This is a genomic window from Psychrobacter sp. ER1 (assembly GCF_048631835.1).
Classification (GTDB): domain Bacteria; phylum Pseudomonadota; class Gammaproteobacteria; order Pseudomonadales; family Moraxellaceae; genus Psychrobacter.
On the sequence record NZ_CP184640.1, the window covers coordinates 3074274 to 3086487 of the forward strand.

A 12214-nucleotide genomic window follows, 5' to 3' on the forward strand; every position below is an offset into this window, starting at 1 on the left:
AATGCGAACCTAAAACCATTTAAAGATACTATGTATCTCATTATAATATATAAACTAAAGTTTCTATTTGAGACAAAATTAACCTTAATAGAAAACCATGAGTAAAAAATCTCTCTGTTATAGACTTTGAATTAGGATAAACGACCATTTTATTGACAATTGTTTACATCTAGGTAGATTTTTATCACATAGATGAATAGCAAAGATAGTTATAGTAAATAATGATCGTTACTTGTAAGTGGGCATAAATATGTCATTTCGGTTACGCTTTAGAGCTAGCGGGCTGAGTACTTTTTAATTATGATAAATACTTTTTATCGATTTATTTACCAGTGATACTGTGTAAAACCGCATTATTGATACAATCAAAAAATTGAGAAAAGGCAACAGGACAAGTTTATGAGCGTATTACCTACCAACCTTGAGACTTTGAAACGTCGGGCCAAGCAAAGCATCATGCCATTGCTGACACCGCATTTATTAAAGCTACGCCTTAATACTTATGCACCATACATTGGCGCAGGTATCAAAATCGATCATATTAGTCTCGATCAGGGTTTGTGCGTAGTCAGCATGGGACTAAACACTCTGAACAAAAATATCGTCGGTACTCAATTTGGTGGTAGCTTGTATTCGATGGTTGACCCTTTTTATATGCTCATGCTGATGCATCAACTGGGTAGCAATTATGTAGTGTGGGACAAGAGCTCACACATTGATTTCATTGCGCCTGGCAATAGCAAAGTCACTGCACGCATGAAAATACCTAGCTCTGAAATTATTACTATTCAAGATCTAGCAAAAGAAGGCGAAGCGGTATTCCGTGAATATAAAGTCGATATCGTTGATGAGCAGCAAAAGCTCATTGCAACCGTTACCAAGACTTTATACATTAGACTGCGCAAATACAGTAAGTCCAAAGAGCAAGTCAACCGCATCGATACATTTGATGCTCAATAAGTTTTAGCTTATAACTGGCACTATCAGAGCTGATAAAACTCAAATTATTAATGCTATACATACAAAAACCCCAATCTAGCTTTCGCATAGATTGGGGTTTCGTCTTTTTGGTATGGCCCGCTTATTTATAAATAAACCTATGAATAAGGGCTTGTATCTACTATTACCTTGTCTTGAGCCAATCCTAAAATTATAGGACTAATTCAAAACGGCAAACTTGTGCTTAGATACCAGGTGCAGTATCAACTGCATCAGGTACACCAGCGTCAGTTTTTTCTGAGCTGGACGTGGCGCAAGTTTTTCGCGGATACGTGCTGATTTACCAGAACGCTCACGTAAGTAGTACAGTTTCGCACGGCGAACAGCACCGCGGCGTTTCACTTCAATGCTATCGATGATTGGTGAATGCAATTGGAATGCACGCTCAACACCAACGCCGCTTGAGATTTTACGTACGGTAAACGCTGAGTTTAGACCGCGGTTACGCTTAGCAATTACAACGCCTTCAAAAGCCTGTAAACGCTCACGCTCACCTTCACGTACTTTTACTTGTACCACAACGGTATCGCCGGGTGCAAAGTTTGGGCGCTCAAGCAATTGAGCGTTTTCGATGACCTGAACCAATGGATGCTTGTTGCTCATGAGAGTTATCTCCTCACATTAGATAATAGAGGCTTAACGCATATCACCTGTTTGTAATAATTAATCGCATCTCTTTATAGTGAGACACAACGTAAATGGGTTATAACCAACGGCCACTATGTGATGACTCGTTTTATTATTGCTCAAAATTCTGTTTCTTAACTGTTTATCAAACCTAGTAACAATAAAGTCAGATTTTAAAAATCTACTTTTTATCTGCTTTGGCCAATGCTTTCAACCACTTCGCTTGCTCTACGGTTGGAGTAAACGCTTGCCATAAGTCTGGACGACGCGTTTGCGTACGACTAACTTGCTGACTAAAACGCCACTTAGCGATATTGGCATGATGACCTGAAAGTAATACCTCAGGAACCGCCATACCTGCAAACTCATGCGGCTTAGTATAGTGTGGACAGTCAAGCAAGCCATCGACAAAAGAGTCTTGCTCCGCTGACTTGTCATCACCCATGATATCGGGCAGACGACGTATCACACTATCCATCAGCACCATTGCTGGCAACTCGCCACCAGTCAACACGTAATCACCTAACGATACTTCCATATCGACATATTGTGATAGTAAACGCTCGTCAATACCTTCATAACGACCGCATAATAAAATCATGCCATCGTAATCAGTCATATTGACTACGCTACTCTCACTAAGCGTATGTCCTTGCGGTGACATATAAATCACCGGACAGTGCTCACTATCGACACGGCAACCATGTTGACTGGCACGCAATCGTGCATCCTCAATGGCTTTCGATAATGGCTCAGCCATCATCACCATCCCAGGACCACCCCCATAAGGGCGCTCATCAATACGGCGATAGTTATCGGTGGTATAATCACGTGGATTGATGCATTCAATCGTAACTTGTTCTTGAGTCACTGCTCGGCCCGTGATTCCAAACTCACGAATCGTGGCAAACATCTCAGGAAAAATACTAATTACGGCAAAATACATCTGATGTCTACTTGCGTTAAGGCTAAAACAATCGGTGTAAGTACTAACAACATCTGACTAAAAAGCCAGAAACGCTATTAGTAATCACTCGGCCATGCCACAAGCACTGTTTTTTCAGTCATATTGACTTCTATTACAGTCTGCTTATGCCATGGAATCAGGCGTTCTTCATTGTCCAAACTGTCTGAATTTGCCGTTACACGCATGATGTCATGGGCACCGGTTTCAAACATTTCAGTGATATTACCTAGATACTCATCCTGCTCGTTCATCACGCGCAGACTGACCAAATCCGACCAATAATATTCGTCTTCAGCTGTTTCAGGTAGGACGTTTTGTTCGACCCAAACGGTAACACCGTTCATAGTCTCAGCAACATTACGATCAGGAATCTGCTCAAATTGAGCCACAATTCCTGTTCCTTGCTCACGCCAAGCCTTCACAGTTAAAGGTTTCATGCCAGTGGCAGTTTTCATCCACCACGGCTTCATGTCGAATATCGCTGTACGGTCATCCGTATCACTGAATACCCAAAGCCAGCCTTTAATGCCGTAAGGCTTCTTAAGCTGACCAATTTTCATAAGGGCACTAGCGTTTGGAACAGATGACATAGCAGCTAACCTAACAATGATTAAAACAGCAATTGCAAAAACAATTGCGTCAAAAGCGATAAACAGTTAATGGCGCACCCTGGTCAGACCAGTTACGCTATGTATTCTAAAGTCTACTGAGTCATATCATAGTTTTGCTACGAACATCTCAGTAACAACTAAAACTTAAGCAGTTGCTTCAGTTTGAGCTGCAGACTTGTTGTAAGCTTTTGCTAATGAAGCAACGCGATCTGAAGGTTGTGCACCTTTTGCGATCCACGCATTGTACGCTTCCATGTTTAGGCGTACTGCTTCTTCAGACTCTTTAGCGAGTGGGTTAAAAAAGCCGATGTTTTCAATATAGCGACCGTCACGCGCGCGGCGTTGATCAGCAACAACTACTTGATAAAATGGGCGTTTCTTGGCACCGCCCCGTGCTAAACGAATAACAACCATGTGAATTCTCTCTTTCGCAGGTATACCAAAAAGGGCATAATTATATCACAGTCTTTATTTGTTGAAAACATAAACTGTGCATATTTAATTATTTATTAACAATAGCTTAAATGTTGACCTAAGTAAAATATAACTGATAACAATGGCTTATTTTTAAAGTTTTTCTTTAGATTCTATAGATTACTATTGCTCTCTCTGAAGAATAGATGATTGCTAAATACATTTATCCTTAAGCTTAACTTTACATCTATTCTAATAACTACTTAGCTCGCTCGTCGATTGCATACTGTATCAGTACTATTTATTGATTATGCTATTCTATGATATATCGCTATAGATTGATGCACGGACTAGCCTTAAGGCGATCGCAATTAGAGAGCTACACGCTATATCACACTAACTTTTCTTTTACTCTGTTGGACCCATATGATCTCTCCAAACCCAAAGCCGCGTCGTAAAGGTTGGCTGCCACGCTCTTATTCCAACACTTGGCTAACGACCTTGATGGTTGCCTTTATCGTGCTTATCAGTGTGAGCTTGTCAATTTTGTTCTTTTGGCGCAGTCTGTATCTGCCAGAGCTAAAAAACCATGCGCGTTATTTAACGAGTGAATTACAGCTGATCAATAGCGTCAATAAAGACTGGCAAGGTCGTCCCGAAGTACGTCAATGGATTTACCAGCACTCTCATGTCGTCGTGGTGAATAACCCAAGCGACTTTCCAGAAGTCGCTGACAAGCCATTCGTGAGCTTTTTTACTGACGTACTACAACGTGAAATCGGTGCACAGCTCGGCCGCCCTGTAGAGGTCTATTTTAAATTTAAGCCAACACCTCAGCTATGGGTACAAGACAGCCGTGATGATAGTTTTTGGGTGCGTGAGCCTGTGGTTTACTATTCACAATATAGCCCGACGTTACTGGTGCTATTTTTGATCGGCCTGCCTATCCTATCGCTACTAACGATTATTCTATTAGCCCGTCAGTTAAATCGCCCGCTACGCTACCTACAGCGGGCAGCTACTAACTATATTCGTCTCGGTCATGCAACCACACTGCCCACTCAGAAAGGTCCCACAGAAATACGTCAAGTTAATATGGCGTTTAACCGACTGTTTACGACCTTAAACCAAGCGCAAAAGAGCGAACAATCATGCTTGCCGGCATCTCACACGATTTGCGGACGCCGTTGACACGTATGCGCTTAACTGCAGAGATGCTACCAGATGATTTTTTTCGTGAAGGGCTGATTTACGATATTGAGGATATGGATGCCATTTTAGAGCAGTTCATTTCATTTATGAAAGATGGTTCTGATGAGCCAGTCAGCTTGACCAACCTAGACACTATATTTAATGAAGTCATGGTGCAGTTTGCGCCAATGAAGTTTGTATATGAGTCAGAATGCGACAAGGTGGTTCCTGTACGTCCATTATCTATCAAGCGTCTGATTATCAACTTGGTTAATAATGCCAATCGTTATGGAAAACCACCTATTTATTTATCGGCAACGGTTGTACCGACATTTATAGAAACTGTCGAAGACGAAGATACGGATGTGGTCAGCGAAAATGTGGTAAACAAAGAAGCTCAAGAACAGCTAGTGATTTGTGTACGAGATTGCGGTGATGGCGTCGCTGACGATCAATTAGAGCGGATTATGCAACCGTTTGAACGTGGAGAGACGGCACGGACTACTCAAGGTAGCGGACTAGGTCTTGCAATTGTTGATCGTATTGCACGATTACATCACGGTACTGTTGAAGCCATTAACCACCCTGAAGGTGGGCTACAAGTATGTGTACGCATTCCCCTACTCTCTAAAGTCGCTGGAGATACTACGTTAGCGGCTGAAGTAGAAGAGGTATCTGAGGTAGACAATACGGTACCAAATTCAAAATAGTGATGAAACTTTAATCTGAATAAGCAAAGAGGTCAACGCTAGTCTTTGCTACCAATAGCCGGCGGAATATACTCAGCACTGTTAGTAAAAGCTAGTGGCTGGGTAATTTCAGCCTGAGCTGTTTGTAGTGTTTGGGTCCTTGATGGCTGTTTTAAGAATAAATAATAGCCTAGCGTAATCGCATTCAACACTACCAAGCCACCAAATAAATATGGCATCCTATGCCCTCCTATGACATTGTCCAACTGTCTTAAAAATAGCGACGAGCGCGTCATCTTGCTATAAAGCTGTATCCTGTTATACCGTTAAAATGACGCTTATTTTCTTTAGCAACATGACTAATAATTATGGCCTAGCCTGATAATTTAGTCTGATGATTTAGTCTGATAGCTTGCTCTTATAGCTTAGCTCTATAACTTGGTCTAATCTGACAACTTAGTATCAAAGTCGCGCTCGCTTTTCTCTTGCGTCAATTCATCAGCAGCAAGAATTTGTGTCAACGGTTTAATAGGCCATGTCATCACAAACCTTGCCCCGCCTAACTCACGACTCTCATCTACTTTCATACTACCATTAAACCAAAAGGCAATACGCGATACAATAGACAAGCCTAAACCATAGCCACCTGACGCGCGTGTACGGCTGTCATCTAAGCGTGAGAATGGAATGAATACTTTTTCGCGATCTGCTTCAGGAATACCATGTCCATCATCTTCGACACTGACGAAGGCATTACCTTTTTGACACCAGCACTAATGATAATAGTCGTTTCTGCATAGCGTAACGCATTACCTGCAAGATTCTGAATCACACGGTGTAAGTAGCGTCTATCTGCCACTGCTGTTACTTTTGCATTTGGCAGACTGGTTACTATTTTGATAGGTTTACCTAGCGCATTGGTTTCGCGCTCGATCTGCTCTAACAGCTCTCTTAAGTTTACTGGTTCTAAATCTAACTTTGGTGACCCTTCCTCAAGCTTAGCATAGGTCAAAATCTCATCAATCAAACCATTAAGCGATTCAATATCTTCATCAATATAGTCACGCTGCATAAAACGTGAGTCTTCGTCATCCGTATCAGCAAGCATATCTACGGCAAATCGAATACGAGCCACTGGCGTACGAAGCTCATGTGAAACCGCTCGGGTAAGCTCTCGCTGTGATTCAATCAAACGCTTAATATGCGAGGTCATGGAATTAAAAGTTGCTGACAAACGTGCTATTTCATCTTGACCAATAACCTGTACTTGAATATCAAGGTTACCTTGACTGACCTCATTCACACCTACCTGAATCAATTGCAGCTTACGCTCAAGCGGGAAGATGAGCGCATATACACCTAAGCTAATTAGGAACATACTGATAAGAATCATACTAATAATTAAGTTAAGCGGGAACCAGTTAAATAACGGTATAGGCCCAATTAAAATTGCCATATCATTGATTTCAGAGGGTACTATTACCCTAATAGCAGAGTTACTCGTACTACTGTTAGTATCTTGCAGTGATATGACGACTTCGTCACGACGCAGACGAGCCATCTGATCTGAATCTAACTCAAGCGTATTAACTGCTTTAAACGCTAAAGGAAAAGAAAACTTTTTCTCCAATTCAGCCAAACGTGCGCGCTTGTCCGATAGTGTCATGTGATAAGACAAATCATCTAACAGAAATACCGCGATTGCCCGTACTTGCTGCTCGGTAACCTGTGAGATTCTCGCTGTTAATATACTCTTATTATCCGGCAAGCGATAATAAACATCTGCATATACAGGCTGGTTGAAATAACGTACAACGGTATTATCATTTTTAAAACGGCGTAGCTCACTGGCGCTAAAATCTACTTCATCAATAGGCAAGACTTTAAAAGTAGTACCAAACAAACTACTCGCATCTGATAACCAATATTCACGCTCTTCTTCGCTATTTTGGTGAGAGATGCCTTCACTCACCAAATGAAACGCGCCCTTTGCCATATTTTCACGATAGGACTGGACACGCTCCTTATTGATGGTATCCATCAATAACTGCGCAAACAGTGCCACACACAAACAGACTATAAGTAGCCCAGCATAGATACGAACAAAAATACTGTGTTTTAAAGAAGAGACTAATGACATACGTGCCGTGACCAACTTAATAAATAGAGATTGCCAATATCATCAAACATATAGGTATTGCTATGTGTTTGACGATATCGAACATGATCGAATAGGGATAGACTTTAACTTTGACTTTTAATTACCGTATTTTAATCCATATGCAGCAATCATCCAAAGACTTATATGTATGACATATATTTAGTCAGCGTCTATAATAATGGCTTAATTAAACCACATAACACTACATTTAAGTTTAAAAATTAAAATTTAGCCACAAAAAAACCAGCATCGTTGCTGGTTTTTTCGAATAGTGACTAATAATTAATCAACCTATAGAAGCAACAATATTAGTTGCCTTCTTTTACGAATAGATAGCCTTTACTACGTACGGTCTTAATACGCTTTGGATTTTCTGGATCATCACCGATTTTTGGACGAATACGTGAGATACGTACGTCAATTGAACGATCTTGACCATCATACTCAATACCGCGTAGACGCTCAAAGATATCCTCACGAGATAGAATACGACCTGCATTAGAAGCAAGCAACCATAGTAAATCATATTCAGCACTGGTGAAATCGACGAGCTCATCACCTAGATTAACTGAGCGACCACCGTTATCAATGACTAACTCGCCAAACTCTAGACGTTGTGGCACATCTTCTGATGGTGCATTTTCTGAACGGCGTAATAGCGCACGAATACGAGCAAGCAATACACGTGGCTGAGCAGGCTTGGCAACATAGTCGTCAGCACCCATCTCGAGACCCAATACCTGATCCATGTCTTCAGTACGTGCAGTCAACATCAAAATTGGATTTTGATAATGCGGGCGCACTTCACGGCAGACAGTCAGACCATCGCTACCAGGTAGCATGACATCAAGTACAACCATATCTGGTTGCTCATTGACGATACGGCGAATAGCACGATTACCATCAGTTTCAATTGCCACTTCTAAACCATTTTTGACCAAGTAATCTTGAGTCAACATGGCCAGACGCTCATCATCTTCAACAATCAAGATTCGGGGGTGTTGTCTTCTTCATTCGTTGTCATTGTTATATCCTCTAATACATCTAATTTAAAAGCAGTAAAAGTAAGAGCGGTAAAATTAATAGCACCATATAGTGGCACAATTGATGTTCGTATAGCTGTTACAAACTTGGTAGCACAGTATACTATTAAATTATCAGCTTCCTATACTATAGCTGATAGTCGGTAACAAAACCTATAAACTACCCCTATCAAAACTTTAGTTTGCGTCCAGAAATTACGTCAATTACTTCATTGGTACATTGCAATTTGTATTATCTATCGTTTGCTAATTATCCAAACCATCGAGCCAACATTATCACGTACAGTTACTGCTCGTTGCTTATAATACGTTATGTCTAATATAACCATATATTAACGTTGTCGCCAGTGTCTTTTTAAGAAAATTCCAATAGGCGATGATTCATTGATAATAAAAGATTTTTCCTGAGAATAGATTGAACTACCACAAATACTATCCAAGTAATAACCGTGTGTATTTACCGCAGAACCGTTAATTTCATAATGAATAGACATAAAAAAACAGCCCATATAATGGACTGTTTTTTATCATTACTTATAGCGATAACTCTAAATGACTAGCTATAGCTATCAGTAGTAAATTACGCGCGGTTTTTGTACTTACGAATAGTCTGTAATTGTCCTACTGACTCTGCAAGTGAGGCCAAAGCCGCATTGGTTTGTAGCGTATCAGACTGATTAACTAGCATTTGCTCAGCCTTTTTACGTGCTTCAACGATTTTGCTTTCGTCAAGATTGTGTGCACGCATGGCTGTATCAGCCAATACCGTAACCATCTTAGGCTGTACTTCTAGTACGCCACCTGAGACGTAAATTACTTCTTCTTCACCGTTTGGTGTTTGCACTCGCATTGCACCTGGCTTTAGCAAAGTAATAAGCGGTGTGTGACCTGGCAATACACCAATCTCGCCTTCGGTACCAGTAGCTATTAACATGCTAATTTCGCCTGAATACAACTCTTCACGAGCACTTACGACGCGACATTGTAACGTTGCCATACTTAATTCCTTACCATCAAAGCGCGATCAAAAAACAGTAAAACTGCGATGCGTTACTGAAGAGTAGATACAAGGTTTATATTATATCTACTCGTTAGCTTATGCTCATACAACTTACGCTGACTTAGACTTCATTTTTTCAGCTTTAGCGACTACTTCATCGATGCTACCAGCCATGTAGAACGCTTGCTCTGGTAGGTCATCGTATTCACCAGCGATGATTGCTTTAAAGCTAGCAATGGTATCGCGTAGTGGTACGTATTTACCAGGTGCACCAGTGAAGACTTCGGCTACGTGGAATGGCTGAGACAAGAAGCGCTGAATCTTACGAGCACGATAAACAACCAGTTTATCTTCTTCTGATAACTCATCCATACCCAAGATAGCGATGATGTCTTTAAGCTCTTTATAACGCTGTAGAACTTCCTGAACACCACGAGCAACATTATAATGATCTTCGCCGATTACTTGTGGATCTAGCTGACGTGATGTTGAATCCAATGGATCAACCGCAGGATAGATACCTTGTGATGCGATATCACGGCTTAGTACAACTGTTGCATCCAAGTGAGCAAACGTTGTAGCAGGTGATGGATCGGTCAAATCATCCGCAGGTACGTATACCGCCTGAACTGAAGTGATAGAGCCTGACTGAGTTGACGTAATACGTTCTTGTAGTAAACCCATCTCTTCAGCTAGTGTTGGCTGATAACCAACCGCTGATGGCATACGACCAAGTAGTGCTGATACTTCTGTACCCGCTAGTGTATAACGATAGATGTTATCAACAAACAATAGGACGTCACGACCTTTGCCAGTAACAGGATCTTTGGTATCACGGAAGTACTCAGCCATAGTCAAACCAGACAGTGCAACACGTAAACGGTTACCCGGTGGCTCATTCATCTGGCCATACACCATTGCTACTTTAGACTTACTGAAGTCTTCAGTGTTTACAACGCCAGCTTCCTGCATTTCGTGATAGAAATCGTTACCTTCACGAGTACGCTCACCAACACCAGCAAATACTGACAAACCTTCATGTTTTAGAGCGATGTTGTTAATCAGCTCCATCATGTTAACGGTTTTACCAACACCAGCACCACCAAACAGACCAACTTTACCACCTTTAGCAAACGGGCAAAGTAGATCGATAACTTTAATACCAGTCTCTAGTAGCTCAGTACTGTTCGACTGATCCGCGTAGCTTGGCGCTTCACGGTGGATAGACCATTTTTCGTCAGCAACAACAGGACCTTCTTCATCGATAGGACGACCAAGAACATCCATGATGCGACCTAGCGTACCAGTACCTACAGGCACAGAGATAGGTGCGCCAGTATTAGTAACAGGTAGGTTACGCTTTAAACCTTCGGTTGAACCCATTGCAATAGTACGTACAATACCGTCACCCAGCTGTTGCTGTACTTCTAGGGTAGTTTCGGTACCGTCTACTTGCAAGGCATCAAAAATTTGAGGAACTTCATTACGGTTGAACTCAACGTCAAGAACCGCGCCAATAATCTGTACAATACGACCGCTACTCATTGCGTTCTCCTTGAACTTCTATATATAGGTGTAGTCAATTATGAAACAGCAGCAGCACCGCCAACGATTTCCGAGATTTCTCGGGTAATCGCCGCTTGACGCAGCTTGTTATAAACCAACTGTAAATCGTTAATAAGGTCACCAGCATTATCTGTTGCCGCTTTCATCGCAACCATACGTGAAGACTGCTCAGAGGCAATGTTTTCCATTACCGCTTGATAAACAATCGACTCAATATAGCGACCAAGCAATTCATCAATTAACGTCTTGATGTCAGGCTCGTAGATATAATCCCAGCTAAGTTCTGTCTGTAGACCACTGTCTTCATCATCAAATGACTGCTCTGGTAGAGGAACCAACTGATTAACCGTTGGTTTCTGAGTCATTGCATTGACGAATCGGTTATAGACTACATAAATACGGTCAATATTGCCGTTATTATAGTCTTCAAGCATCGCTTGAACCGGTGCATTCAATTGTTCAAACGTTGGTTTATCGCCATAATCGGTCACAGCCGACGTAACTTTACCACCAAAGTTTTTGAAGAAACTCACACCTTGGCACCGATGACTGCAAACTCAGCCTGTACAGACTGATCTTGATAATCTTGGATACTTTTAGTTAGGGCTTTGAATAAGTTAATATTCAAACCACCCGCTAGGCCACGGTCAGAGGTAATGACAATATAGCCAACCTTATTGACTGGACGCGATACCATATACGGATGTTTATAGTCTGATGAGGCATGCACCAAATGTGAAATAACCCGGCGCATACTATCAGCATACGGGCGACCCACGTCCATGCGCTCTTGCGCACGGCGCATTTTACTTGCCGCTACCATTTGCATAGCACGAGTAATTTTCTGGGTGCTTTTAATACTGGTGACTTTGGCACGTATCTCTTTTAAGCTTGCCATAATGATTCCAATATAAGAGGGTTAAAAAGCATTGGCGCATGCGACAAT

Annotated in this window: 9 protein-coding genes and 3 pseudogenes; 2 read left to right on the forward strand and 10 right to left on the reverse strand. The window is 41.5% G+C overall.

Annotated features, from left to right (window positions below):
* Positions 1-399: 399 nt before the first annotated feature.
* Positions 400-960, forward strand: coding sequence for a DUF4442 domain-containing protein (locus tag ACOBWA_RS14300; protein WP_102092092.1), 561 nt, complete (start codon positions 400-402; stop codon positions 958-960).
* Between the two features lie 198 nt (positions 961-1158).
* Here the strand turns inward: ACOBWA_RS14300 and rplS are convergent, their stop codons facing one another.
* The 4 genes from rplS to rpsP form a co-directional block, all read right to left on the reverse strand.
* Positions 1159-1602: a 50S ribosomal protein L19 gene (gene rplS, locus ACOBWA_RS14305; RefSeq protein ID WP_420229736.1), complete on the reverse strand. Its 444-nt coding sequence runs from the start codon at positions 1600-1602 to the stop codon at positions 1159-1161.
* A gap of 205 nt (positions 1603-1807) precedes the next feature.
* Positions 1808-2572 (reverse strand): tRNA (guanosine(37)-N1)-methyltransferase TrmD, encoded by a 765-nt coding sequence (gene trmD, locus ACOBWA_RS14310; protein WP_420229737.1) that lies wholly within the window; start codon positions 2570-2572, stop codon positions 1808-1810.
* 77 nt (positions 2573-2649) lie between these two features.
* A complete protein-coding gene (gene rimM / locus ACOBWA_RS14315; RefSeq protein ID WP_101205950.1) occupies positions 2650-3183 on the reverse strand; it encodes a ribosome maturation factor RimM in 534 nt (177 codons plus the stop codon).
* Between the two features lie 165 nt (positions 3184-3348).
* Complete coding sequence (gene rpsP, locus ACOBWA_RS14320; protein WP_021812802.1) at positions 3349-3618, reverse strand: 30S ribosomal protein S16; 270 nt, start codon at positions 3616-3618, stop codon at positions 3349-3351.
* 426 nt (positions 3619-4044) lie between these two features.
* On the opposite strand from rpsP, the pseudogene ACOBWA_RS14325 reads away from it, so the two are divergent.
* Positions 4045-5519 (forward strand): annotated as a pseudogene (locus ACOBWA_RS14325) (ATP-binding protein).
* 38 nt (positions 5520-5557) lie between these two features.
* Here ACOBWA_RS14325 and ACOBWA_RS14330 read toward each other — a convergent pair.
* From ACOBWA_RS14330 to atpG, 6 genes and pseudogenes are all read right to left on the reverse strand, one after another.
* A complete protein-coding gene (locus ACOBWA_RS14330; RefSeq protein ID WP_420229738.1) occupies positions 5558-5737 on the reverse strand; it encodes a hypothetical protein in 180 nt (59 codons plus the stop codon).
* 204 nt (positions 5738-5941) lie between these two features.
* Positions 5942-7638: pseudogene (locus ACOBWA_RS14335) on the reverse strand (ATP-binding protein).
* 329 nt (positions 7639-7967) lie between these two features.
* A complete protein-coding gene (locus ACOBWA_RS14340; RefSeq protein WP_420230791.1) occupies positions 7968-8618 on the reverse strand; it encodes a winged helix-turn-helix domain-containing protein in 651 nt (216 codons plus the stop codon).
* 664 nt (positions 8619-9282) lie between these two features.
* Positions 9283-9699 carry a F0F1 ATP synthase subunit epsilon gene (locus tag ACOBWA_RS14345; RefSeq protein ID WP_057761996.1) on the reverse strand — a complete coding sequence of 139 codons (417 nt, stop codon included), beginning with the start codon at positions 9697-9699 and terminating at the stop codon, positions 9283-9285.
* A gap of 114 nt (positions 9700-9813) precedes the next feature.
* Positions 9814-11247, reverse strand: a complete 1434-nt coding sequence (gene atpD, locus ACOBWA_RS14350; RefSeq protein WP_057761998.1) for a F0F1 ATP synthase subunit beta — start codon at positions 11245-11247, stop codon at positions 9814-9816.
* A 38-nt stretch (positions 11248-11285) separates the two neighbouring features.
* Positions 11286-12166, reverse strand: a pseudogene (gene atpG, locus ACOBWA_RS14355) (F0F1 ATP synthase subunit gamma).
* Between the last annotated feature and the right edge of the window lie 48 nt (positions 12167-12214).

Coding starts and splice junctions, on each gene's coding strand:
- ACOBWA_RS14300 (WP_102092092.1), top strand. CDS start 400: ATGAGCGTATTACCTACCAACCTTGAGACTTTGAAACGTCGGGCCAAG.
- rplS (WP_420229736.1), bottom strand. CDS start 1,602: ATGAGCAACAAGCATCCATTGGTTCAGGTCATCGAAAACGCTCAATTG.
- trmD (WP_420229737.1), bottom strand. CDS start 2,572: ATGTATTTTGCCGTAATTAGTATTTTTCCTGAGATGTTTGCCACGATT.
- rimM (WP_101205950.1), bottom strand. CDS start 3,183: ATGTCATCTGTTCCAAACGCTAGTGCCCTTATGAAAATTGGTCAGCTT.
- rpsP (WP_021812802.1), bottom strand. CDS start 3,618: ATGGTTGTTATTCGTTTAGCACGGGGCGGTGCCAAGAAACGCCCATTT.
- ACOBWA_RS14330 (WP_420229738.1), bottom strand. CDS start 5,737: ATGCCATATTTATTTGGTGGCTTGGTAGTGTTGAATGCGATTACGCTA.
- ACOBWA_RS14340 (WP_420230791.1), bottom strand. CDS start 8,618: ATGTTGACTCAAGATTACTTGGTCAAAAATGGTTTAGAAGTGGCAATT.
- ACOBWA_RS14345 (WP_057761996.1), bottom strand. CDS start 9,699: ATGGCAACGTTACAATGTCGCGTCGTAAGTGCTCGTGAAGAGTTGTAT.
- atpD (WP_057761998.1), bottom strand. CDS start 11,247: ATGAGTAGCGGTCGTATTGTACAGATTATTGGCGCGGTTCTTGACGTT.